This window comes from Niallia sp. Sow4_A1, from assembly GCF_052116745.1.
Taxonomy (GTDB): Bacteria; Bacillota; Bacilli; order Bacillales; family Cytobacillaceae; genus Niallia; species Niallia hominis.
The window spans coordinates 56,524-81,860 of the sequence record NZ_JBQKKM010000018.1; the positions used below are offsets into that span (position 1 = coordinate 56,524).

At 36.5% G+C, this 25,337-nt stretch carries 23 protein-coding genes; 4 read left to right on the forward strand and 19 right to left on the reverse strand.

Going from position 1 to position 25,337, the window contains the following annotated elements:
• Positions 1–9: 9 nt before the first annotated feature.
• From ureC to ACTQ5K_RS11790, 3 genes are read right to left on the reverse strand one after another with little or no spacing between them, the layout of a single operon-like run.
• Positions 10–1,719: an urease subunit alpha gene (gene ureC, locus ACTQ5K_RS11780; RefSeq protein WP_048718651.1), complete on the reverse strand. Its 1,710-nt coding sequence runs from the start codon at positions 1,717–1,719 to the stop codon at positions 10–12.
• A 26-nt stretch (positions 1,720–1,745) separates the two neighbouring features.
• Positions 1,746–2,051: an urease subunit beta gene (locus ACTQ5K_RS11785; protein WP_048718649.1), complete on the reverse strand. Its 306-nt coding sequence runs from the start codon at positions 2,049–2,051 to the stop codon at positions 1,746–1,748.
• A 12-nt stretch (positions 2,052–2,063) separates the two neighbouring features.
• Positions 2,064–2,366, reverse strand: a complete 303-nt coding sequence (locus tag ACTQ5K_RS11790; RefSeq protein WP_031535436.1) for an urease subunit gamma — start codon at positions 2,364–2,366, stop codon at positions 2,064–2,066.
• A 423-nt stretch (positions 2,367–2,789) separates the two neighbouring features.
• Between ACTQ5K_RS11790 and ahpC the strand changes: the two genes are divergently transcribed.
• The gene (gene ahpC / locus ACTQ5K_RS11795) at positions 2,790–3,353 is read left to right on the forward strand and encodes an alkyl hydroperoxide reductase subunit C (RefSeq protein WP_031535438.1); all 564 of its coding nucleotides are present in this window, start codon (positions 2,790–2,792) and stop codon (positions 3,351–3,353) included.
• A 14-nt stretch (positions 3,354–3,367) separates the two neighbouring features.
• A complete protein-coding gene (gene ahpF / locus ACTQ5K_RS11800; protein ID WP_031535440.1) occupies positions 3,368–4,897 on the forward strand; it encodes an alkyl hydroperoxide reductase subunit F in 1,530 nt (509 codons plus the stop codon).
• A 239-nt stretch (positions 4,898–5,136) separates the two neighbouring features.
• Here the strand turns inward: ahpF and ACTQ5K_RS11805 are convergent, their stop codons facing one another.
• A complete protein-coding gene (locus ACTQ5K_RS11805; RefSeq protein WP_441993953.1) occupies positions 5,137–5,589 on the reverse strand; it encodes a GNAT family N-acetyltransferase in 453 nt (150 codons plus the stop codon).
• A gap of 36 nt (positions 5,590–5,625) precedes the next feature.
• Complete coding sequence (locus ACTQ5K_RS11810; protein WP_031535444.1) at positions 5,626–6,462, reverse strand: DUF368 domain-containing protein; 837 nt, start codon at positions 6,460–6,462, stop codon at positions 5,626–5,628.
• A 301-nt stretch (positions 6,463–6,763) separates the two neighbouring features.
• Here ACTQ5K_RS11810 and ACTQ5K_RS11815 point away from each other — a divergent pair, with 301 nt between their 5' ends.
• Positions 6,764–8,425, forward strand: a complete 1,662-nt coding sequence (locus ACTQ5K_RS11815) for a peptide ABC transporter substrate-binding protein (RefSeq protein WP_031535446.1) — start codon at positions 6,764–6,766, stop codon at positions 8,423–8,425.
• Between the two features lie 90 nt (positions 8,426–8,515).
• Here the strand turns inward: ACTQ5K_RS11815 and ACTQ5K_RS11820 are convergent, their stop codons facing one another.
• The 11 genes from ACTQ5K_RS11820 to ACTQ5K_RS11870 all read right to left on the reverse strand — a co-directional run bounded on the left by ACTQ5K_RS11820 (position 8,516) and on the right by ACTQ5K_RS11870 (position 21,436).
• Positions 8,516–10,450 (reverse strand): BglG family transcription antiterminator, encoded by a 1,935-nt coding sequence (locus ACTQ5K_RS11820; RefSeq protein ID WP_031535449.1) that lies wholly within the window; start codon positions 10,448–10,450, stop codon positions 8,516–8,518.
• A gap of 385 nt (positions 10,451–10,835) precedes the next feature.
• The gene (locus tag ACTQ5K_RS11825; protein WP_048718634.1) at positions 10,836–12,227 is read right to left on the reverse strand and encodes a glycoside hydrolase family 1 protein; all 1,392 of its coding nucleotides are present in this window, start codon (positions 12,225–12,227) and stop codon (positions 10,836–10,838) included.
• A 17-nt stretch (positions 12,228–12,244) separates the two neighbouring features.
• Positions 12,245–12,559, reverse strand: a complete 315-nt coding sequence (locus ACTQ5K_RS11830; RefSeq protein ID WP_035416035.1) for a PTS lactose/cellobiose transporter subunit IIA — start codon at positions 12,557–12,559, stop codon at positions 12,245–12,247.
• 100 nt (positions 12,560–12,659) lie between these two features.
• Positions 12,660–13,937, reverse strand: coding sequence for a PTS cellobiose transporter subunit IIC (celB, locus tag ACTQ5K_RS11835; protein ID WP_031535455.1), 1,278 nt, complete (start codon positions 13,935–13,937; stop codon positions 12,660–12,662).
• Positions 13,938–13,993: 56 nt separating this feature from the next.
• Positions 13,994–14,308: a PTS sugar transporter subunit IIB gene (locus ACTQ5K_RS11840; protein WP_031535456.1), complete on the reverse strand. Its 315-nt coding sequence runs from the start codon at positions 14,306–14,308 to the stop codon at positions 13,994–13,996.
• A gap of 387 nt (positions 14,309–14,695) precedes the next feature.
• On the reverse strand, positions 14,696–16,300 hold the full coding sequence (gene xynB / locus ACTQ5K_RS11845; protein WP_031535458.1) for a xylan 1,4-beta-xylosidase: 1,605 nt from the start codon (positions 16,298–16,300) through the stop codon (positions 14,696–14,698).
• A gap of 370 nt (positions 16,301–16,670) precedes the next feature.
• Complete coding sequence (locus tag ACTQ5K_RS11850; protein WP_441993954.1) at positions 16,671–18,173, reverse strand: malate:quinone oxidoreductase; 1,503 nt, start codon at positions 18,171–18,173, stop codon at positions 16,671–16,673.
• Between the two features lie 287 nt (positions 18,174–18,460).
• On the reverse strand, positions 18,461–19,285 hold the full coding sequence (locus ACTQ5K_RS11855) for a MetQ/NlpA family ABC transporter substrate-binding protein (RefSeq protein ID WP_109768072.1): 825 nt from the start codon (positions 19,283–19,285) through the stop codon (positions 18,461–18,463).
• A gap of 15 nt (positions 19,286–19,300) precedes the next feature.
• On the reverse strand, positions 19,301–19,963 hold the full coding sequence (locus ACTQ5K_RS11860; RefSeq protein WP_031535464.1) for a methionine ABC transporter permease: 663 nt from the start codon (positions 19,961–19,963) through the stop codon (positions 19,301–19,303).
• Entirely contained in the window at positions 19,956–20,705 is a 750-nt protein-coding gene (locus tag ACTQ5K_RS11865; protein ID WP_109768073.1) for an ATP-binding cassette domain-containing protein, read from the reverse strand. The genes ACTQ5K_RS11860 and ACTQ5K_RS11865 overlap by 8 nt, the downstream gene beginning before the upstream one ends.
• Positions 20,706–20,821: 116 nt before the next feature.
• Positions 20,822–21,436 (reverse strand): LysE/ArgO family amino acid transporter, encoded by a 615-nt coding sequence (locus tag ACTQ5K_RS11870; protein WP_048718628.1) that lies wholly within the window; start codon positions 21,434–21,436, stop codon positions 20,822–20,824.
• A 123-nt stretch (positions 21,437–21,559) separates the two neighbouring features.
• Here ACTQ5K_RS11870 and ACTQ5K_RS11875 point away from each other — a divergent pair, with 123 nt between their 5' ends.
• Positions 21,560–23,029 carry an aminotransferase-like domain-containing protein gene (locus ACTQ5K_RS11875; RefSeq protein WP_109768074.1) on the forward strand — a complete coding sequence of 490 codons (1,470 nt, stop codon included), beginning with the start codon at positions 21,560–21,562 and terminating at the stop codon, positions 23,027–23,029.
• 8 nt (positions 23,030–23,037) lie between these two features.
• Here ACTQ5K_RS11875 and ACTQ5K_RS11880 read toward each other — a convergent pair whose 3' ends face one another.
• From ACTQ5K_RS11880 to ACTQ5K_RS11890, 3 genes are all read right to left on the reverse strand, one after another.
• Positions 23,038–23,694 (reverse strand): FusB/FusC family EF-G-binding protein, encoded by a 657-nt coding sequence (locus ACTQ5K_RS11880; protein WP_031535473.1) that lies wholly within the window; start codon positions 23,692–23,694, stop codon positions 23,038–23,040.
• 129 nt (positions 23,695–23,823) lie between these two features.
• Entirely contained in the window at positions 23,824–24,099 is a 276-nt protein-coding gene (locus ACTQ5K_RS11885) for a CD3324 family protein (RefSeq protein WP_031535475.1), read from the reverse strand.
• Between the two features lie 257 nt (positions 24,100–24,356).
• Complete coding sequence (locus ACTQ5K_RS11890) at positions 24,357–25,337, reverse strand: LLM class flavin-dependent oxidoreductase (RefSeq protein WP_109768075.1); 981 nt, start codon at positions 25,335–25,337, stop codon at positions 24,357–24,359.

Below are 25,337 nucleotides of genomic sequence, written 5' to 3' on the forward strand. Positions count from 1 at the left end.
TTAATCACCTCAAAATAAAAAATATCGCTGTGCCATTGGCAGCGTCTTTGCTGGCTCGCATGTCGCAAGCTTTCCATCCACCTTTACTTCATAGGTTTGCGGATCAACTTCAATGGTTGGCGTCTCTCCGTTAAAAAGCATATCTGCTTTTTTTAATTTTCTTATTCCAGCAACAGGCTTAACTATTTTTTGCAAATTAAGCGCTTGATGAATTCCTTTTTCATAGGCTGCTTTTGAAACAAATGTCATCGAGGTTTGATATTTTGCACGACCGAAACTTGCAAACATCGGCCGATAAAAAACAGGCTGTGGTGTGGGAATACTAGCATTTGGATCCCCCATTATGCTATGAGCAATTAATCCTCCTTTTAAAATAAGATCCGGTTTCACTCCGAAGAAAGCAGGATCCCATACAACTAAATCAGCTAATTTTCCTACTTCAATGGATCCAACATAATCAGAAATTCCATGAACAATTGCTGGATTAATCGTATATTTTGATACATATCGCTTTAGACGAAAGTTGTCGCCAACTCCCTTGTCTTCCTCCAGTTTCCCTCTTTGCTTTTTCATCTTATCCGCTGTTTGCCATGTTCTAGTAATTACTTCCCCTATCCTTCCCATAGCTTGAGAGTCTGATGAAATCATGCTGAAGATGCCTAAGTCATGAAGAATATCTTCTGCTGCAATGGTTTCTTTGCGAATACGAGAATCAGCAAATGCAATATCTTCCGGAACGGATGGATCTAAGTGATGACAAACCATCAGCATATCTAAATGCTCTTCCAGTGTATTTATCGTATAAGGTCTTGTTGGATTTGTAGAAGATGGCAAAATATTAGAATAACTAGCTGCCTTTATAATGTCTGGTGCGTGGCCCCCACCTGCGCCTTCTGTATGATAAGTATGGATTACTCGTCCATCAATGGCAGCAATGGTATCTTCAACAAAGCCGCCTTCATTTAAAGTATCTGTATGTATCGCTACCTGCACATCATATTTATCCGCAACTTTTAAACTTGTATCAATAGCTGCAGTTGTAGTCCCCCAATCCTCATGCAGCTTCAAGCCTATCGCTCCTGCTTCAATTTGCTCTGCCAACGCGTCTTCACTTGATGCATTTCCTTTTCCAAGAAACCCTAAATTCATCGGAAAGGCTTCTGCTGCCTCAAGCATACGATGAATATTCCAAGCTCCCGGTGTACATGTCGTTGCATTCGTTCCTGTTGCAGGACCAGTACCTCCACCAATCATTGTAGTAACTCCTGAACTAAGGGCCGTTTCTATTTGTTGAGGACAGATAAAATGGATATGTGCATCAATCCCACCAGCCGTAACTATCTTTCCTTCTGCGGCAATTACTTCTGTAGCAGCTCCAATCACTATATTGACACTATCCATCAACAAAGGATTTCCAGCTTTTCCGATTGCTGTAATTTTCCCATCTTTTACGCCAATATCCGCCTTATATATTCCTGTGTAATCAAGAATAATGGCATTTGTTAGGACAAGGTCAACCGTATCCTTCCGTGTAGCCAGCGGGTGCTGTCCCATCCCGTCACGTATTACTTTTCCCCCACCAAACTTTACTTCATCTCCGTATATCGTGTAGTCTTTTTCTATCTCTAAAAAAAGTTCTGTATCTGCTAAGCGAATAGCGTCTCCAACTGTTGGGCCAAACATATCTGCATATTGATTTCTCGTCATCCGAAAACTCATTAATAAGCCTCCTTTCTCGCAATCTCTTATACCAAACCATTTGTTAGATTGTTTAAACCATAGACCTTTCTCTGCCCTGAAAAGGGAACAAGCCGCACTTCCTTTTCGTCTCCTGGTTCAAAGCGGACAGCAGTACCGGCTGGGATATTTAAATGCATTCCAACTGCCTCCTCTCTACTAAACTGCAAGGAATTATTTACTTCATAAAAGTGAAAATGAGAACCAACCTGAACGGGACGATCTCCTTTATTTAACACTTTTACTGTGATAGCATTTTTTCCTTCATTGCAAATAATTTCTTCCTTTTTCAAAACGTATTCACCAGGAATCATTGCACTTCTCCTTTATCGTATGGGATTATGAACGGTAACAAGCTTCGTTCCATCAGGAAAGGTTGCCTCTACCTGTATATCTGGGATCATTTCCGGGATGCCTTCCATTACATCCTCTCTTTTCAATATAGTTGCTCCATATTGCATCAGCTCTGCTACTGTTTTGCCGTCTCTCGCACCCTCTAAGACTTCATATGTAATAATGGCAATCGATTCTGGATAATTTAATTTCAAGCCTCTACCTTGCCGGCGACGGGCAAGATCTGCAGCAACTACAATCATTAATTTTTCCATTTCCCTAGATGTTAGTTTCATCTTAAACTTCCTTCCCGCCATAAAATAACTTAATTTTTTAAATTATCGAAAATTATTATATACTGTTTTCTACTAAAACGATTAAAATTCCTTCTACAAGTTTAGTAGAGGGAACGACTTTTACGAATAAATTTTGTTTATGGTCCTTAATTGAGAAAAACCCTTAACAAATGAAAATCACTGAATATGCAACAAAAATAACTTAAATTTCATACGAATGTTATCTACTTTTTACAAAAGGAAGCGAGAAATATGGTATATAAAAATTAAAATAATTATTATTAAGTTCTATCTTATCCTTGACAAAATAATTAGGTTTATATAATAATAAATGTTGAATTGTAATAATTATTATTTGCATAAGTTTGGATTATTCGTCTAAACTAGTAATAAATTTTATTCATAATAGGAGGAATTTAAAAGATGTCAATTATTGGAAGAGAAGTTGCACCATTTAAAGCTCAAGCATTTCAAAAAGGTGAATTTATTGAAGTAACAGAAGAAAACTTAAAAGGTAAATGGAGCATTTTCTGTTTCTACCCAGCTGATTTCACTTTCGTTTGCCCAACTGAACTAGAAGACTTACAAAATGAATATGCTACATTAAAAGACCTTGGTGTAGAAGTGTACTCTGTTTCTACAGACACTCATTTCACACATAAAGCATGGCATGATCATTCAGATGCTATCGGTAAAATCGAATACATCATGATTGGTGACCCAACACAAAAAATCTCTCGTGACTTTGAAATTCTAAACGAAGAAGCTGGTCTTGCAGATCGCGGAACGTTCATTATCGATCCAGATGGTAAAATCCAAGCTGTTGAAATCAACGCAGATGGCATCGGCCGTGACGCTAGCACACTTGTAAACAAAATTAAAGCTGCACAATATGTTCGCAACAATCCAGGTGAAGTTTGCCCAGCAAAATGGCAAGAAGGTAGCACAACACTTAAGCCAAGCCTAGACCTTGTTGGTAAAATTTAAGGGAGTGGCTCTATATGTTATTAGATAATGAGATAAAAGGGCAACTGAATCAATATCTGCAAATGATGGAAGGCGATGTGGTTCTTAAGGTTAGCGCGGGTTCTGATGATGTTTCCCGCGACATGCTAGCACTAGTTGATGAACTAGCTACCATGTCTTCATACATTAAAGTAGAAAATACCCAATTAGAGAGAACACCAAGCTTTAGTGTAAATCGTGTCGGTGAGGACACTGGAATCACTTTTGCCGGTATCCCTCTTGGTCATGAATTTACTTCCTTAGTATTGGCTTTACTTCAAGTAAGTGGTAGAGCTCCTAAAGTAGACCAAAAAGCAATCGATCAAATTAAAGCAATCAAAGGTGAATATCGCTTTGAATCTTACATTAGCTTAACTTGCCATAACTGTCCTGATGTTGTGCAAGCATTGAATGTGATGAGTCTATTAAACCCTGGCATCACACATACAATGATTGATGGGGCAGCTTTCAAAGAAGAAGTAGAAAGCAAGGATATCATGGCTGTCCCTACTGTTTTCCTTAATGGAGAATCATTCGGCAGTGGTCGTATGTCATTAGAAGAAATTTTAGCAAAAATGGGTAGCACAGCTGATGCTTCTGAATTTGCTGACAAAGATCCTTTTGATGTATTAGTAGTCGGTGGTGGTCCTGCTGGAGCAAGCGCTGCAATCTATGCTGCTCGTAAAGGAATTCGCACAGGTATTGTTGCAGAGCGCTTCGGTGGTCAAATTATGGACACTTTAGCTATCGAAAACTTCATTAGTGTGAAACAAACAGAAGGTCCAAAACTTGCTGCTAGTTTAGAAGAACATGTCAAAGAATATAACATTGATGTTATGAACCTTCAACGTGCTAAACGCCTAGAGAAAAAAGATTTAATAGAAATCGAGTTAGAAAATGGTGCGGTACTTAAAAGTAAATCTGTTATTCTATCAACTGGCGCTCGCTGGCGCAATGTTGGCGTACCTGGTGAAGCAGAATTTAAGAACAAAGGTGTAGCATATTGCCCACACTGTGATGGACCATTATTCACTGGAAAAGATGTTGCTGTAATTGGTGGCGGTAACTCAGGAATTGAAGCTGCTATTGACTTGGCAGGAATTGTGAAACACGTAACAGTGCTTGAATTCATGTCAGAATTAAAAGCTGACTCTGTTTTACAAGAGCGTCTTTATAGCCTACCAAATGTAACAGTTCTTAAAAATGTTCAAACAAAAGAAATTACTGGTACTGATAAAGTTGACGGTATTACTTATATTGAACGTGAAACAGGCGAAGAAAAACATGTCGAGCTTGCAGGTGTATTCGTTCAAATCGGTCTTGTTCCTAATACAGATTGGTTAGAAGGTACTGTTGAACGTAATAGAATGGGTGAAATTCTTGTTGATAAGCATGGCGCTACAAGCCTACCAGGTGTATTTGCAGCTGGAGATTGTACAGACAGTGCTTATAAGCAAATCATTATTTCTATGGGTTCAGGTGCAACTGCTTCTTTAGGTGCTTTTGATTATTTGATTCGTAATTAATAGATTTTGATAAGGAGCCTCCTTTTTTGGGAGGCTCCTTTTATTTTGTAAATTTTGATTAAGGTTGTGGATTGTTTTAGCAAATTTCTTTGCTGAGCTAGCTTTCTCTGTTACTTTCCTCCCTTTTTCCTAACAAAACGGTCTTTAATCAAACTCCACTCTCGCCTACAAACTGTTGATAAAAAACCCCTCAACAATTAAAAAAAACTGCCCTCTAAAGCAGGACAGCCTTTTTCTCTTTATAGCTCCAACTCCATCCACTCATCTGTTTCCTTAAAGCCGAACTTCTTATAAACAGGTCTACCAAGCTTTGAAGCGCCTAGCCACATTTTCGTAATGTTTAAGTTTTTGGCTTCGTCTACTAATTTTGTTAATAGACTTGTAGCAATTCCTTTTCCACGATAATCATTTTTCGTATACATATTGGTTACATAAGCTTTTTTTCCACTCTTATTAGTATAGGAAGGAGGAAAGTCATAATTAACAATTGCTCCTGTTGCTATGATCTCGTTTTGCTCCTCTACCTCTACTACCCATTGAATAAGAGTTCCTTCAGCTAATTTCTTCTGAAAGAAAGTTTTCAGCTCGTTATCAATATCTTTATCAGCTTTAATTCCTTCATCAACTAATTGAATTTTCCTCATTTCCACTAGCAAGTTGATATCGTCAACAGTCGCTTTGCGATATTTCATCCAATCTCTCTCTTTCCTATAAACGTTAATTTGTTATTATTTATCAGATTTTCCTTTAATAAGCTTTTTTTCCGAACCAAAAAGCATTGTTACACTAAGGCCTAATATAAAAGTAATCAAGCAGAATATAAGGGTTGTTATTCCTGTAACCATTCCTGGAAAAACAACGAAAAGGGAGCCAAGAATTAGCCCTATAATGATTGCATAAGTGATATGCGGAAAATGGGATAGTGAATATTTAATCCCTTTACTACTACCAATAAATCCGACTACTGCACCAAGTCCAATAACCAAGATTACTGGGATATTTAATGTAGATAATGCATTAATGGCTGTTGAATATACTCCAAGCAGCAGTAAAATAAACGAGCCACTAATTCCAGGAAGCAGCATTGCCATACTAGCAAGCCAGCCAGAGAAAAATAACCCAATGATCGATAATAAAGATAAAGAGGTTATTGGTTCAGTAGTCTTTTCTGGGTTTAAAAAAGCCATTGAAGCAATTAGAATAGCCGCTAATGCTAGAATAATATAATGTCGGGAACCAAAGTTTTTTTTCGGCTGTGCCTGCTTAAGCATAAGTGGAATGACACCAATGATTAATCCAATAAAAAAGAATTGTGTTGGCTCATGATAATTTTCCAATAAAAATTCAATCAATCTGCTTAACAATAAAAGAGCAGTACCCATTCCGACCGCTAACGGTATTAAAAAACCTAATTGCTCTTTCCAGCGTTTACTAAAAAAACCACTGATGGCATCTAGCAAACGATCATAAATACCCAAAATGACGGCAATTGTTCCACCACTCACACCTGGTATTAAATCACTAATTCCCATAATAAAGCCTCTATATAAATTCTTCCATTCCATTAATTCTTATTTCCTCCCTATCAATCCGCTCATAGATTTACACATTTTGAATAGTTTACAAACTATTTTCCAATTCTATCATACCATATTTTCTAGTATCTTATTTTTTTCTAAATAAAAAAATATACTATGCAATAAAAACAAAGAAATCATCCCCATATATATTAATCTCTTCAATAATTATCCAACAATACTTTACAAATTGACTAATTAATAGGTATAATCATTTTTATAGTTTTGAATGTTCTTTACATATACAATATTCAGAATTAACCAACATAAATAATAGGGGGAATACTTCATGAAGCGAAAAAATTGGTTATTACTTCTCACTTTCGCATTTGTGCTAAGTGTATTAGCAGCATGCTCTGGTGATAATACCAACGTTTCTACAGATGCAGACGACAATGAAAAAAATTCCGGCGAAAAGGTCCTTAACTTTTTAAATCCTGAGGCTATTCCATCAATGGATCCATCCTTAGCTACAGATGAATCTTCATTTATCTATTTAGGAGCTACTATGGAAGGTCTTTACCGCTTAGATAAAGATACACAACCATCACCTGGTATTGCTACAAAGCATTCCGTTAGTGAAGATGGTTTAACTTGGACTTTTACATTAAGAGAAGATGCTAAGTGGTCAAATGGAGAGCCAGTTACAGCAAATGACTTTGTTTACGCATGGCAACGTGCTGTCAATCCTGATACTGGATCAGAATATGGTCCATATATGATGAATGGCGTAATCAAAAATGCTTCTGCTATCAGCAGTGGTGAACTTGCTGTTGACCAACTAGGAGTAAAGGCTGATGGAGATTATACACTTGTTGTAGAATTAGAAAACCCAACTCCTTATTTTGAAACATTAACTACATTCGGCACATTCTTACCACTTAATCAAAAGTTTGTGGAGGAAAAAGGGGATAGCTTTGCAACAAGTTCTGAAAGCCTATTAGCAAACGGACCTTACACAATGTCCGATTGGGATAGCACAAGTAATTCATGGGTACTTGCAAAGAACGATAATTATTGGGATGCAAGCACAGTTCAAATGGATAAATTAACATTTGAAGTAGTAAAAGATCCACAAACAGCACTTAACTTATATGAAAAGGGATCTGTTGACCGTATGGATCTTACATCTGATTTAGTTGACCAATATTCAACAGATGAGAATTATGTGGTTTCAGCAGATACATTTGTCTACTTCCTTAAATTTAACCAAACAACATCTGAGGCTTTAGCAAACCAAAATATTCGTCTAGCTATTAGCCGCGCATTTGACAAAGAGGCTTTAGTTAACGAAATCTTAAATAACGGTTCTATCGTAGCGGATGGACTTGTTCCAACAGACTTCACTCCAATGCCAGAAACTGGAGAAGACTTCCGTGAAGTTAGCGGTGATCTTGTATCCTATGATTTAGAAGCAGCTAAAGAATACTGGGCAAAAGGTTTAAAAGAGTTAGGTACTGATAAAGTAGAGCTTGAGTTTTTAGCAGATGATGATGCGACAACAAAAACATTAATCCAATATGTTGCTAATCAGCTATCAACAAACTTAGAAGGACTAACAGTTAACATCAAACAAGTTCCAAAAGAGCAACGACTTGACTTAGATACTAATATGCAATATGAGCTTCAACTTTCTAGATGGGGTCCAGACTTCCTTGATCCATATACATTCATGAACCTGTGGATTACAGACGGAGGAAACAATAAAACTGGATATTCCAATAAAGAATATGATCAGTTAGTTAGCGATACTGCAACAAAATATGCAACAGATAATGTTGCTCGTTATGAAAATTTCCTAAAAGCAGAGAAATTATTATTTGAAGATGCACCAATTGCACCTGTTTACCAAGCATCTAGAGCACAACTAATTTCACCAAAAGTTCAAAACGTATTCGTAAATCCATTTGGAGCAACTTATGAGTATAAGTGGGCTGACGTAGCAGAATAAGAAAAAAGCTATTTAAAAAGTGGGAATATTACCGAAAAGGTAGATTCCCACTTTTTTTAAACTATTTTTTAAGTGCATACTTCCTCTTATTTATGCTTCTTTCATTATTCGTAAAAATTCCTCATAAGAGCTTGCTTTTAATATTTTATGAACGCCCGAATGATCCTCGATAAATTTCCCAAGGACATCATACATTTCTTGCAAGTCTTCCTGACTATTTCTTTTCACACATAGCAAGAAGACAATTTGCACCGGATTGTTATTCCAGTCAATGGGCTTTTCTAACGTGCAAACACATAAAAATGTTTTTTCTGTCTGCGGAGTAATTGGATGTGGGATTGCAACCAAATTCCCATAAGAGGTTGGGGCCACTTTTTCCCGTTCATATACTGCTTCTAAAAAGGCTTTACCCACAAAACCTTGCTCCATTAATTGTCCATGTAAAAAGGCTAATACTTCCTCTTTTGTATGAAATGCTTGCTTAAAGAAGACAAGATCTTGAAGGAAAAATGATTCCATTGGCTGATGATTACTATGCGTTAAAATAAATTTTTCAATTGCTTTTAAATCACTTTCCTTTAGAATCGCATTTACCTCTATCACAGGTACAGCAAAGCTTTCCTTGATTGGAATGGAGCTTACAATAAAATCAATCTCATTTAAATTATATTGATCAAGCATATAATATTCGGTTGTCCCAATCACTTCTAAGTTGCTTCCAAAATAAGATTTTAATCGGTAATAAATTAACTGTGCTGTTCCTAAGCCAGAAGCACAAACTACAAGACAGCGCTTTGGACCTGAATGTAATTTTTTTCTTTCCATTGCCGCACCGATATGCAAAGCTAAATAGCCAATCTCATTCTCATCCATTTCAATTTCTGTATACTCTTTAATTGCCAGTCCTGCAATAATTCCCGCCTCATAAGCAAGTGGATAATTGTTCTTAATCTCTTGCAACATCGGATTTCTAATATTCATGCCATACTTGATTCGATTAACAGCTGGCTTCAAATGCATGCTCATGCCAAAGATAAGCTCTTCATCCTTCGAAATCCCTAAATCGAGTTTTTCTTCCATCTTTGCCAAGACAAAATCAACTAGCTGAAGAATATCATCCTCAATCACATGATCAATATGACCTTTTTTCTGGGTAACTAGCTTTGTTCCAAGTAAGTGCATGGCAATATAGGCTATTTCTGCTTGCGGAAACTTAATTTGATATAGTTCCTCTACTTCTTTTGCAATTTCATTTGCCACATGATATTCCCTTTGTTGTTCAATCTCATCCATATCTGCATGGAATATCGCCACATAATGACCACTAATAATTCGTTTTCGAGCAATGACAATGTGAATGAATAAATTATTTATAGCAATATCAGAAAGGGTTATTTGGTACTTCTTTATTTGTCTTAAAATAATTTCTTGAATAGCTTCCATATTCTCGTCGTCAAAAATGGAAGGAAGCGGGCTGTCAATTGTATTGGTTGACTGTTTTTTTCGATCAAGTACATATTCTGATAAACAAAAACGAACCTTTATTTCATCCCCTACTGCCTTAAGTCCATAATTTGGTCTTGCCTCAAGTGTAATGTCATATTTTTGCAGAATCTCTTTCACATTTTTAATATCTTGTTGAATCGTAGACTTACTTACAAATAATTCATCTGCAAGATCATCCAATTTAAGATAATGGTCATTTAATAAAAAACGGATAATAATATAGGTAACCCTATCCTCAGGTGTTTTAGGAATACTAACATAAGACAGAGTGTTTTCTACAAAGATTGAATGTAAGTATTGTTGGAAGACAGGCTTATCCCAAATTTCTAATGTATAGCCTTTGGATATAACAGAGATTATTTTGGCACCATGATTGTTTAATAGCGCATCTAAATCTTTAATATCTTCTCTCGTTGTTCGAGCAGTAACATGATTAACAGTAGCTAAATATTCGCCTGTAACAGGTGTATCCGCTGCCAATAATTCACGTAAAACTTGTTTCATTCGGGAGCTTAACAAAATAAAGTCTCCTTCCTTTATAAATTTACATTAATACTATATAAATATAATTCCTTCCAGCTATTATAAAAAGGTAAGTTGCTTGTTATTCCCTTGTTATTTCATAGGAGCTTGGTCGCTCAATAATTTTTGAGGTATTATTCTATTCAAAAAACATTCTTACTCAAAAAGGTTCTGATCTTAATCCTTGATCAGAACCTATCCTTTATATCTTGAAAATATTTTATCAGAAATGATAAAGTGAACCTTCCATCAGTTAGGCTGACACGAACTGATGGTTAGTTAGTTGCGCCATTCAAACAATGGAACTCCCAACCAATCCCTCGAGTTCTCATTAGCAATAGACGAGATCTTTTGTCCATTATGTGATGGATAAGAAAATTCTTTAAAACCCATTATTTTTTGCTACATTTTTAAACCAGTGGGCACTTTTCTTTGGCGTTCTTTGTTGTGTCTTTATGTCTACTGAAATAAAACCATAGCGATTTTTATAGGCATTAGACCAAGACCAATTATCCATGAATGTCCATAGATGATATCCTTTTACATTGCAGCCTTCTTCTAAGGATTTATGCAACCATTGTAAATGGCCTTCAATGAATTCAATTCGATAGTCGTCTTGAATTTGTCCGTCTTTCAAGAAACGCTCTTCGTCTTGAACTCCCATGCCATTTTCAGAAATAAAGGACTCTACATTTCCGTAGTTTTCCTTTAAATTCACCATGATATCGTAAATTCCTTTTTCGTAAATTTCCCAGCCACGATAAGGGTTCATCTTTCTGCCTGGCATCTCATATGGATCAAAGAACCATTCTGGCATAAAAGGACTATATGGATTAGGTAAATGCTCTTTTGCTTTTACTCTGCGTGGCTGATAATAGTTAACACCAAGGATATCCACTGTATTTTCCTTTATTATTTCTAAGTCGCCTTGTTCTACATGTGGCATTTGTCCATGTTCACGTAGTATTTCTACCAATTCCTCTGGATACTCGCCGAGAACAGCAGGATCTAAGAAGCTTCTATTAAAGAATAAATCACAAATATTTGCCGCTTTTAAGTCGTACGGATTTTGGCTTCTTGGATAAGATGGAGTTAAATTCAAGACAATCCCAATTTTCGTGTCTTCGTCTTTATTCCAACCCCTGAAAGCTTGGACAGCTTTTGCATGTGCTAAAACTGTATGATAAGCAACTTGTGCTGCCTTTTTAAAGTCGACAATATTCGGATAGTGAAAATCGTACAAGTATCCACCTTCAACAGGAACAATCGGCTCATTGAATGTAAACCATTTTTTCACACGATCACCAAATAGTTGGAAAGCTTGCAAAGCATATGCTTGGTATGCATCCACTACTTCACGATTCTCCCAGCCACCGATATTCTGCATTTCTAATGGCATATCGAAATGATACAGGGTAACGAATGGCTCAATTCCATTAGCTAGAAGCTCATCAATTACATTATTATAAAAGCTCACTGCTTCTGGATTAACTTCTCCCCGTCCGTTTGGAATTAATCTAGACCACGAAATAGATAGGCGGAACGAATTATGTCCAATTTCCTTCATCAATTGAATATCTTCTTTATATTGATAATAAAAATTAGAAGTATTTCCAGGTCCTACATTATCAAAAAAGCGATTTGGCTCTGCCTCATACCAATGATCCCAAATGTTTTTTCCTTTTCCTGCTTCATTTGCTGCACCTTCAATTTGCGTTGCAGATGTGGCACTTCCCCACCAAAAACCTTCAGGAAATTTGTATTGAACAGTCATTTTTTGAAACCCCCAACTTATTTATTACGATAGATTTCTATTATCTCAGTAGCTAAATCGCGAACAGTAATAGCAGTCATTAAATGATCTTGAGAGTGAACTAAAATTACGTTCACACCTGCTCCATTTCCACTCGCCTCTTCTTGGAGTAATTTCGTTTGAAAACCATGCGCTTTTCCAAGTTCTGCACTTGACTCTTCTATTAACCGATCCGCCTCGTCAAAATTCCCCTCTTTTGCTTCTTGTATTGCTTCCATCGCACATGAACGACCATTTCCAGCAAAAAGAATAATTTGAAAAGCTATTTCTGTCATCTTGTTATCTGTTTCCATCCCTGTCACTCCATTCTCGAATACCAAAGGGGGTTTACACTTATACTTAACGAAGGTAAAACCCCTTTCCTTAAATTTAAATTTCTATTTTATACTTTTATTATCCTTGTTTTTCTGTTTCATAATAATTTTTATCTAATACTTTTAGGAATGGCCACCAAATCGCCATTACAACAAGTAAGTTAAAGATTTGAAGTGCTGCACCTCTCAAGTCATTACCTGTTGCTAAAAATCCACTAATACCAATTGGTGTTGTCCACGGAACAATGATTCCTGCAGGTTTTGGAACAATACCAGCTGACATTGTAAGATAAGTAATTACCGTTACAACTACTGGCGCTAATAGCCAAGGAATAAGAACTAATGGATTCATAATGATTGGTAATCCAAAGATAATTGGTTCATTTACGTTAAATATCCCTGCTGGACCACCTAGTTTACCAAGTTCTTTTGTTTGTCTGCTCTTACCGATTAAGAAGATAAGGATAACAACACCTAATGTCATTCCTGTACCACCCATACCAACTAAGAACGTGTCCATAAATTGCTTTGTAACAACGTTTGGAAGCTCTGTTCCTGCTTGGAAGGCACTGAAGTTTTGATCATTCAATGCATACCAAATTGGATCTAGGACAGAGTTCATAATAATCTGACCATGTAAACCGAAGAACCAGAATAATTGAATTAATAGTACAACTACGATTGTTGCTGGCAGACTACTACCTAAAGCAGTTAATGGCTCTTGAATAATGGTATAAATAAAGTTCTGTACTGTATCAAACGGTGTAAAGCTAAATAGAATACGAATGATTAAAAAGATTGTCAATGTTAATGTAATCGGAATCAATGCACTAAATGATCGAGATACAGAATCTGGAACACCAGGAGGCATTTTTATCGTCCAGTTTTTCTTCACAAAGAAGCGATATAGCTCTGCAGAAAGAAATGCAGTGAAAATTCCTAAGAACATCCCTTGTGCACCAAGAATAGCAGTCGGGATAACGCCTGTTACTTCCCCTAATTCTTGTGGGTTTAAGATAAGAAATGATGCTACCCCCACTACTGCACCATAAATCGCTTCAAGCCCATAATGTTGGGTCAATTTATATCCTATACCCATTATTACAAATAGCCCCATTATACTTAAAGTTGCAGCAGATGCCGGACCTAACGCATTTTGGTAAGCTGTATATGCTTCTGGACTAATCCATTTATCTAGGAAAGGAAAGTTCGCAATTACAACAAAAATTGAACCAAAAATGATTAGCGGCAAGGCAACCATAAAACCATCACGTAACGCTGCTAAATAACGATTGTTATTCAATTTTTCAGCAATTGGCAACAGAATATTTTCCAAAACCTCCATAAATTTATTCATAAGGTTTATCCTCTCTTCCTTAAATTAGTAAGTGTTTTCATTTTTAAAATAAATGATTACTTATTATTTTCGATTAATTCTAATGCTTTATTTAATACTGCTAATCCGTCGATACGTCCATAAGCAACCGGATCAATAACATCTAATGGAATACCAACTGTTTCAGCCGCAACAGCAAGCTTCTTTTTCAAAAAGCGCATTTGTGGACCAATTAAAAGTACATCTGCACGTTCCATATCTGTTTGCGCTTTATCTTGAGCAACAGCCCAAATTTCTGCTTCAATTCCTTTCTCTTTTGCAGCATCTTTCATTTTTGATACTAGTAAACTTGTAGACATACCTGATGAACAAGCTAATAGAATTCTTTTCATTTTAATGACCTCCAACATGATTTATTGTTAATGGAATTATTTAATATTTACTACACTTTTATCTTACAATGAAAACTCTTACAACTTAACATATTGTTTTTCCGTCTAAAGGAGGAAATTAAATGTTAGCACTTTCATTCATCCTTGTGTCTAAATTTCCGACATGCTAAAAAGGGAGCTTTCAAGAAGAATTTAAAAAGCTGGGCCATAGGTATTCCAACCAAATAAAAAAAACCAAACAATTTATACGGAAATGCTCATAAAATTCCGTATAATTGTTCGAGTTTTATAAATTTCAAGAAAGAAAATTAGTGAAATTAAATAGCTATTTGAAAGATTTTTCACCTTTTCCCGTTATATATTTTGATTTGTCTCAGACTTGCAGCTTTACTCTTTTTCTTCATAACGGAAATACTTAAAGTCTGCTGATATGTTTTGGCCGCTTGTATCTTGACATTGCATTCCTACAAATGCTCCTGTGAAGAAGCCTCCTCCGCGAATATAATCGTCCGATAATTTCTTAGATTCAAAATTAATATCTATTTTATGCCACTCTTCTTTATTAAAGGAATACGAATAGTAGTAGATTTCATTCTCGACAGTTACGCTTAAATATACATATTCCGCTTCACTTGGGACAATAATTTTCTCCTTTAGTGGCTGGGAGAACGAGAAGTTATCACAAACCGTTAAATCAAGGATGCGACCAAGATTTTCATCGTATGTTATTTGTAATGCTGTCCAATTTTCTGTGTTGTAGTAATTTACTAATCCGGCAGCCTGTTGTATATTTTCCGGTGTAAAAGCTACTGCTGTTTCTGCTTCAAATTGAAGACTTTGCCAGCGTCTAGCTACAAAAGACTGTGTAAAAGTGGATGTTAATGATTCCTGACCAAATAAGCGTAAATGATTAGGTCTTTCCGTTAAGGAACCTAATTGTTCTGTAAATGGAATACGTAATGTTTGAAAATTTATATTTAGCTTATCTTGAGTAAATTCATCCAATACTGGATAGGTGGAAGGAAACTTGGTTTCAGGAATCTTTGGTGCTTCTACCTCCAAGCTTCCTTCTTTTCCACCTACAACATATGGCCAGGCATCTCTCCATTCAAGCTTTTGAATAGCTGTTTCTCTGCCTAAAGGACAGTATCCTCTTTGTTGAATAATTGACGCATCATCTGGATGAATAGGGCGACCCGTTAAATGGGCTAAATACCATTCATCTGTATGTGTTTGGATAATAGACGCATGTCCACATTTTTGCAATGGATTTCTAGGGTCGTGCCAAGATGTTAAAATTGGATTATTTGGATGAACCTCATACGGACCCTCTATGTTTTTGGAACGCGCAATCGTTGCTGCATGCTCATACTCCGTTCCACCTTCTGCAGTTAACAAATAATAATATTCGCCAATATGATAAAGATGCGGTGCTTCTGTCAATTTAATATCCGTACCTTTAAAGATATTTTGAGGTTTATTGATTAACTTTTTCTGCTCTGTGCAATATTCCTGCATCACAATTCCACCAAATGGATGACGATCTATTCGTTGGTCCCAAAGCATATTTAACAAATACTTCTTTCCATCCGTATCATGGAACAAGGAGGCATCAAATCCAGAACTATTTAATTTTACTGGCTCTCCCCAATCACCATCAACCGTTTCAGAAGTAACCAAATAGTTATGACAATCCTTCCAAGCACCATCTATTACTTTTACATCTGTGTAAATAAGCCAAAACTTTCCGTCACTATAACTCAAGCAAGGTGCCCACACACCACCAGAGTTAGGATTTCCTTTCATATCTAATTGGGATACTCTTTGTAATGGGTGTGCAACTAATTCCCAATTAACTAAATCTTTAGAATGATGAATTTGTACTCCCGGAAACCATTCGAAAGTAGATACTGCAATATAATAGTCTTCACCAACTCTGCAAATGCTAGGGTCCGGATTGAATCCTTTCAGTACTGGGTTGATAATCTTCATCTTAATTTCCTCCTTCGCGGTCCTTTTTAATCAGTTAGTTTGTTCGTCATATTAACTACGTTAACTCTTTTTGAAAGCGTTGTCAATCATATCGTAAAAATTACATGCATTTTCGTTTAGTATAACTAGGAAATGTCCACAGATGATTTGTTACATATAAGCTCCAGAAGTCTATTTACCTATTAGACAGAAAAAAAAAGAACTCCCATCTAAGATGAAAGTCCTTTTGTATATGATATTTAGTTCAAACAATTAGTAAAACAGAGGATTCTTTCATTATCAACCGAGCAATAAATGATAGTGACTTTAAAGGATGTGCTTAAAAAAATTTTTTTCTCCCATATTACTAGCTTCTCTTTCCAATCAACTATTAGTTATAAATTGGTTTTTTCTCACTTAAACGAAGTGTCTGTGCAGTTAATGTATGAACTTCATGCAGAAGCTTAGGGTTTTCCTTTAATGGTATTCCATATGATGGAATCATTTCTTTTAATTTTGATTCCCATTCTGGTATTTGCTCTGGAAAACATTTTCGAATAACTTCAAGCATGACATGAACAGCAGTAGAAGCTCCAGGTGAAGCTCCAAGCAATGCTGCTATCGAACCATCAGCAGCAGTCACAACCTCTGTACCAAATTGAAGTGTTCCTTTGCCCCCAGCCTCTGTATCTTTGATTACCTGCACACGTTGACCTGCTACAATAAGATCCCAATCATCTGCTTTAGCATTCGGAATAAATTCCCGTAACTCTTCTATGCGCTTCTCTTTGGATAACATGAGCTGCTGAATTAAATAGCTTGTTAAAGACATATTTTTGGCACCTGCTGCCAACATGGTAAACAAGTTATCTGGTTTGACGGATGAAATTAAGTCAAACATCGAGCCTGTTTTTAAAAATTTGGGCGAGAACCCTGCAAATGGACCAAATAGTAAAGATTTTTTATTGTCGATAAAACGGGTATCCAGATGAGGAACAGACATTGGTGGAGCCCCAACTTTTGCTTTCCCATATACTTTTGCATGATGCTTGGCAACAATATCTGGATTGTTGCACACTAAAAATATTCCACTTACCGGGAATCCGCCCATATGCTTCCCTTCAGGAATGCCAGATTTCTGCAGTAAATGTAGACTACCTCCACCGCCGCCGACAAAGACGAACTTGGCAGAATGAGTTTCAGTGATGCCACTATCTAGATTTTGCACCTTCACTTCCCAATGGCCATCTGCTGTTCGTTTTAAATCATTCACACTATGCTTGTAGTGAATTCCAACATCTTTTTTTGCTAAATTGGCAAACAACAGTCGCGTTAAAGCGCCAAAATTCACATCTGTGCCTGAATCCATCTTAGTTGCTGCTATCGGCTCCTTATAATCACGGTTTTGCATTATTAGAGGGATCCACTCTTTCAGTTTTTCCGGATCCTTTGAAAATTCCATTCCTTCAAACAGCGGATTTCTCACCATTGCCTCAAAACGCTTTTGTAAAAAATCCACATTCTTTTCCCCTAATACTAGACTCATATGTGGCAATGGCATAATAAAGTCTTCTGGATTATGTAGTACTTGATTGTTTACAAGATAAGACCAAAATTGCAAGGAAACTTGAAACTGTTCGTTGATTTCTAACGCCTTCTTAATGTCTACTGAGCCATCTGGTTTTTCCACTGTGTAGTTTAGCTCACATAGTGCTGCATGCCCCGTTCCCGCATTATTCCATTCATTGGAGCTTTCCTCTCCTGCACTTGCTAATTTTTCAAACACTGTAATTTGCAGATTAGGGTCTAATTCTTTTAAAAGCATCCCTAACGTTGCACTCATAATCCCGGCACCAATTAAAATAACGTCTGTTTTCGTTTCTTGTCTGCTCATTTTAACCTTCCTTATACTTTTAGATTTTCAGAAAAATGTAAGCGTTCCCTTTTTGGCGCGATTAAACTGATACATTTTTTCTGTCTCAAGCATTTACCTGGTTAAAGCCTCATTTATTTTCAAAAAATTTTAAATAGTTTCCTTTTATTATACGATAGTTATTCCTTTTTTAAAAGTCAGAAATGAACAAGAATTGTCCAAACAAAAGAAGCCTTACCCTAAGAAAAACTGGGATAAGGCATTGATATGCTATTTATCAATAAAATATGCTTCCAAGAACCTTGCATTTAAAAGGCAGGGATCGCTGTTTCAGCATAATTTTCTTCTAAGAATTTACGAACCTCTGGGCTCGTCATAGCTTCTGCTAGCTTTTGAATTGGTTCCCAATCCGCATTATCCTTACGAGCTACTAACGTAATCGCAAAGTCATTCTCTACACCTTCAGTTAGCAATGCATCGCTTTTTGGTGTTAAGCCAAGCGGTGATGCATAAGCTGGTGTCATTACAACTAAATCAGCGTCATCATACATTCTAGCAAGCATTAATAAATCTACTTCTTCAAACTTTAAATTTTTCGGATTTTCTACAATATCTGCTTTTGTATAATAAGATCCCGTTTTCTCTTTTAATGTAATTACATCATGTTGAGCCAGCAATGCTAAGGAACGGTCAATATTGGATACATCATTTGCAATCGCAACTACCGCTCCATCTGGTACTTTATCCATGGAATCATATTCCTTTGAATACACACCATAGTTTGCAAAATAGATTTCTTTAACAGGAACTAGCTCTGCATCATTACTACGGTTAAATTCCTCCATATATGGAACATGTTGAAAAAAGTTTGCATCTACTTCTCCAGCTGCAAGAGCAGTATTTGGTTGCACGTTATCACTCAATACAACCATATCAAGGTTGATACCTTCTTCTGCTAATGTTGGCTTTACAAGTTCAAGAATTTCAGTCATTGGAGGAATTAAGGAAGCAACTTTTAATGTTACTTCTTCTTTTTCTGTATTCTGTGCATCCTTTTTATCTGACTCATTTTCTTTCCCACAAGCTGCCAACACGAATATACCTATCATCATTAAAAATAATATTTTTTTCATTTTTTTCTCCTGTCATTACCTTTTATCAATCACTTTTGCTACTGCTGTACCAGTAAATTGTATAAGCTGTACAAAAACAACCATTATAATAATCATATAAATCATTAAGTCTGTTTTAAACTGCTGATATCCATAGCGAATGGCAAAATCCCCAATACCTCCGCCCCCGACAACTCCCATAATTGTCGAATAAGAAATAAAGCTAATAATCGATGTTGTTAATCCTAATACAAGTCCTGAACGAGCTTCTACATAAAGAAATTTAAAGATGGCTTCCTTTACAGATGCCCCCATCGAAATGGCTGCCTCTATAACACCCTTTGGTACTTCCAAAAGGGATTGCTCCACTAAACGAGAATAATGAGCGATTGCTATGATGGATAATGGAACAGTTGCAGCAGCTGTTCCAATGGCTGTTCCAATAATTATTCTTGTAAACGGAATAAGGAAGACAACCAATAATAAAAATGGAAACGAGCGAATAATATTTACTATTAAATTCAGCGTAGAAAAAACAAAAGGATTCTCCAACATTTTGCCCTTTCTAGTTAAGAAAAGCAAGGTACCAACTGGAAGACCTATTATAATGGCTGCTAAAATAGATATACCAACCATTACAAAGGTTTGTCCAATTGATTGCCAAATTTCCATTCTATATTGAATCAATATCTCAGGCATGGTCTAGCTCACCATCCTTTTTCAGCTGCTCTACCAAGCGTTTTGAAGTATTATTGATTTGCTGTATTCCTTTTGGTTCAATTGCCACTGTATCATAAATTTCACCGTCTTCAATGACCGTCACTCGATTGCATATACTTTTAATTACTTCCATCTCATGGCTGACGATTACAATCGTTACGCCTAGCCGTTTATTTACATCCTCTAATACACGTAAAATTTCAGCTGTCGTTTTCGGGTCAAGTGAAGAGGTTGGTTCATCACATAACAAAACTTGCGGATTATTGGCAATGGCTCTTGCAATGGCTACACGCTGCTTTTGACCACCACTTAACTGGGCAGGATACTTCTCCATTAAGCTTTCTAATCCAACAAATTGAAGACACTCTATAACGCGACTTCTTCGTTCTCTCCTCGGAAAACGTGCAAGTTCTAAAGACACTAAAACATTTTCATAAACCGTCTTATTAGCAACAAGATTGAAATGCTGAAAAATCATTCCAATAGATTGACGAGCTTTACGAAGATCTTTATAGCTCAAGCTAGTCAGATTTCGCCCATCCACTTCTATTTCTCCTGTATCTGGAACCTCTAATAAATTCATTAGACGAAGTAATGTCGATTTACCAGCACCACTCGCACCAATTATCCCAAAGATTTCTCCTTTATGTATCGCTAAACTAATAGACTTAATGACCTGGTAATTCGCATAACTTTTACTGACATTATGCAATTGAATCATCTAAAAAAACCCCCTTTATCATTTGAAGGGTAATTACAACCTTTTCATTATAGCGAAATATTGGTAGGTTGTCATTTTGGATGCCCAAATAGATTAACAGACGTGGCCATGGTCCTCTACAAGGTTAACAGATTTGTTCCCAAATAAAGTGCCATTCCCCAAATGATTATGGCAGATAGCTGATTCATGCGCTTTAAAACGATCCCATGGGTATCAATTTGCCCAAGCTTTCGACCTAGCAAAACTAAAAAACAAAACCATATCCATGAAACACTCATGCAAGCAACCGCAAAAATAATTTTTTCTTCACCACTATAAGCAAGAGAGCTTGTACCGATGACTCCAATCGTATCCAGAATTGCATGTGGATTTAATAAAGAAACGGAGGCGGCGAACGTAATTTGTCGACGTGGAGAAAACCGTATTTTTTCTTGTTTAATTCCCACTTCCGCAGCACTCTTCCACATAGCCCATCCCATATATACTAAGAAAAAGAATCCAATAAAAAACAAAAATGCTTTTACCCATGCAAAGGTAAATACCACCACAGAGACACCAGCAACAGCTAAATAGATTAGTAAACTGTCACAGATACTAGCTGTTATGATTGCCGGTAACGCATATGTGAATTTTTTATGTGTTGCTCCTTGATTAAACAAAAATATATTTTGAACGCCTAAAGGTAGTATTAACCCAAATGCCAATATCATTCCATGTAATAATGCTTCCATCCTTATTCCCCCTCTTCTTCCTACAGAATAGCGAAGAAGAGGCGTTCTGTCTCCATCCAATTGGATGGTCATTAACCCAACCATTTTGATAAAATAAGAGAAAATAAAGATAGGAGTATACTCATGGCAGAAATTGAATGGAAACCACAAAAAAGCTCAACCGTTTCTTTACACCAGCAAATAACTTCCTTTATGAAAAAGAAAATAACGCATGGAGAATGGACAATTGGTATGAAGCTCCCCTCTCAACGGAATTTAGCCAAGCAATTCCAAGTTAACCGAAGCACCATTATAACAGCCCTAGAGGAACTAGCTGCTGATGGGTTAATTGAAGCAAAGGTGGGGAGCGGAACAAAGGTAATAAATAATACGTGGAGCTTGCTTGCATCTACTCCTCCGCCAGATTGGATTAGTTATGTAAAATCAGGCATACATCAACCAAACATTTCTATCATCCAAGAAATTAATCAAGCAGAAGCAAATCCAAGTATTATTAGGTTGGGAACAGGTGAGCTTTCTCCAGAATTGCTACCTAAAGAACGCATGGAACAAACCTTTCAATCTAGCGGAAAATTAAATCTCTCTCTTGGATATACAGAACCGAAGGGAAGCTTAGCTTTACGCCAAACAGTAAGTGCCTATTTGAAGACGAAAGGAATTATAACTTCCTCTGAATCCATTTTAATCGTTTCAGGAGGACTTCAAGCATTGCAATTACTTTCTATTGGGCTATTAAAAAGAGGGTCTACTATCTTTCACGAAGCCCCCTCCTATTTAAATTCTATTCATGTATTTCAATCTGCGGGAATGAACTTAATAGGACTTCCTCTTGATGAAGAAGGGTTAGCGTACGATGCTATTGGACGAATTAAGAGTAAGACCCAGCAAAAATCAGCATTACTATATACCATCCCTAATTTTCACAATCCAACAGGTACATTAATGTCTGAAAAGAGGCGAGCTGACTTAATAGCAGTTTGCCAAAAAGAATCGATTCCTATTATTGAAGATGATGTGTACGGAGATTTATGGCTGGACAGCCCTCCGCCTAGGCCTTTAAAAGCAATCGATACGCAAGGAAATGTTCTTTACATTGGCAGTATCTCCAAATCCTTAAGTCCTGGACTGAGAATTGGTTGGATTGTAGGACCAGAACCAGTCATAGAGCATTTAGCCGATATAAAAATGCAGACAGATTATGGTTCCAGCACCTTATCTCAGTCTGTTGTAGAAAGCTGGCTGCATCATGGCTTATATGAGGATTTTCTAAAGGAAGTAAAAGCTGAGCTCAGGTATAGAAGAGATTTTACAATGGGATTATTAAAGAAATATTTTTCAGATATTGCAACATGGCTCTCTCCTAAAGGCGGGTTCTATATATGGCTAAAACTAAAGCCAAGCATCTCTACACGAAAGCTATTTGACTTAGCACTTCGTGAAGGAATTCTTATCAATCCAGGAATCATTTATGATAAAACAGATGATCAGCATCTGCGCATATCCTATTCATATGCTACATTGGATGAATTAGAAAGAGGATTGATAATCTTAGCACAGGTAATTAAAATACAAGCAAAAGGACAGTTCTACTGATGATGTCCTCAGTAGCGCCGTCCTTCTGCGGTCTGAAAAAATTCTTGCAAATATGCGGTATTGTCTATATTCCTATTGCATTCGCTGCTATCTGTACAAATAAAATTTCCAATAGCCTTGTAATAATCTGCATTTTTTGGTTTTTTGTCTTTGGTAATCGTTGAAAAATAAGCAACTTCTCCAAAGCTATTGCAGAAAGAGCAAATATTTTTTTTATTAGTTGCTGTCATTTTCCCCTCCATTCCTACTAATTGTCCTTCTAAATCATAAATAATAAATTTTCTATTAGACTTTCCATCCGTCCAGCTTAAATAGGTTAGTTTATGGTGATCGATTGTTGTTAAATCAGGTAATTTTAATTTCTTTTGCTTTGGAAATAATTTTTTTAGTTGTTGTTCCGTCAGTTTCGGAAATGGCAATACATATGCAGTAAGTCCCTCGATGTATTGATCGTATTCATTCTTTGTTTTCCATTTGGAAATATCCAATAACGCTTGCTGTTCACTTGATGCTTGAGGAAAAAGTTCTAAAACTTTCGCATGAGCTAATTCTATTACGGCAACTAACACTGTTTTAGGTAAGCTTTTATTCATACTATCCTTAATAATGGCGATCTGTTTTTTAATAAAATTCAGTTGTTCATTTTTGATAAATGGTTCTGTCATTGCATTCTCTCCTATTATTTTGTTGTGTCCTGTCTTTCTATTTTAGTAAAACTCACTCCCTTTCTAAAATGGAAAAGATGATTGAGAAACAATTTTTACATAAAAAACACTGATGAGAGGTCACCAGTGCTAGTCTTTCTTTTTATGTGAGTACACGATTTTCTTAATTGTTTCCGTGGAGAGATGATATTCTATTGCCAATGCCTGAATAGTGCTTCCATTAGCAAAAGCTGCTTTTATTGCATTGTTTCGGCCATCTAGCATTTTTCTTCCACCACTTGAAGTTCCCCACTTCTTATACGCATTTTCTTGTTTCGGAATATACAAGGTCTCACCTTGAACATATTTTTGAATTTCTACAACAAGCTTTTCAGGTAAAACATTCGTTGCATTTGTATACTTCAATTTTGCCCGCTCCCTTATTTTTATTTTTTTCTAAAATAAGGTGCAAAGCCAAAATATTAGTTAGCGATAAAAATTACTTGTTTCGCCCCATGCAAAGTATCGCCTTTCTAATAATAGGCTTTGCATGAGTGGAAGTAGTATCAGACAATCGTATGTGATTCTCCAACTGTAAGCACCCCCTTTTACATTATTATAGCTAAATTTAATAAGTGTTTACATTCAAAGTTTAAGACTGCTTTCGTATCAAACAGCCAAATTTAAAGAATGGCCTCTGCTAATAAGGTATATGACTGCATTTTGTCCTCAAAGTCATAAATATTGGTGATTATCATAAATTCCTCTGTTTGATAGACTTCACTTAAATGCAAAATCTCGTCTTTTACCTTTTTGGGCGTCCCAATTATCGCTCGTTTTCGATTTTTTCTTATAATTGCTTGGTCTTCTTCTGATAGCTGAATCCCTTTTGCCTCTTCTTTTGAAAGAATAAAAGTGTCTTCGCCTTTTTCAATTGCTAGCAGCCAAAGATCTTGGCTAACTGCCATTTCTTCTGCTTCTTCCTGTGTTGGTGCACAAACAACAAATACACATACATTTGCTTGTGGGTTTCTAAGAATGCTAGACGGCTGGAAGTTCTCCCGATAATGTTTCATCGCAATGCTGCCACTGATTGGATTTATAAAGTGCCCATAAGTAAAAGCAGCTCCCTTTTCTGCGGCTAATCTAGCTCCCCGCTGCGAGACACCTAGCATCCAAATTTCTGGTCGAGTTTCAATGGATGGATACGCTTGGACCTCTTGATTAGATTGCGTATTGGCTATATATTCTTGAAGTGCCGTAACCTGACGCGGGAATTCATTTAAGCTTTTTCTCATTCCATCTGTTAAAGCTAGCCGAGTAGGCGCAGATCCACCTGGTGAACGTCCAATCCCTAAATCCATTCTGTTCGGATACAATGCTTCTAACACCTTAAAGTCTTCCGCAATTTTAAAAGGACTATATTGTGGAAGCAAAACGCCACCAGAGCCTACACGTATCTTATTTGTCTGTGCGGCAATAGTCGAGATAAGAACCTCTGGGGAAGTCCCAGCAATTCCATTGGAGTTATGATGTTCAGCAACCCAAAAACGAGTGTAGCCAAGCTCCTCTGTTCGTTTTGCCAATTTAATTGTATTTTGAAGTGCAAACCCTGCATTTAAATTCTTACTAATAACAGATTGATCCAGTACACTCAATTTCAT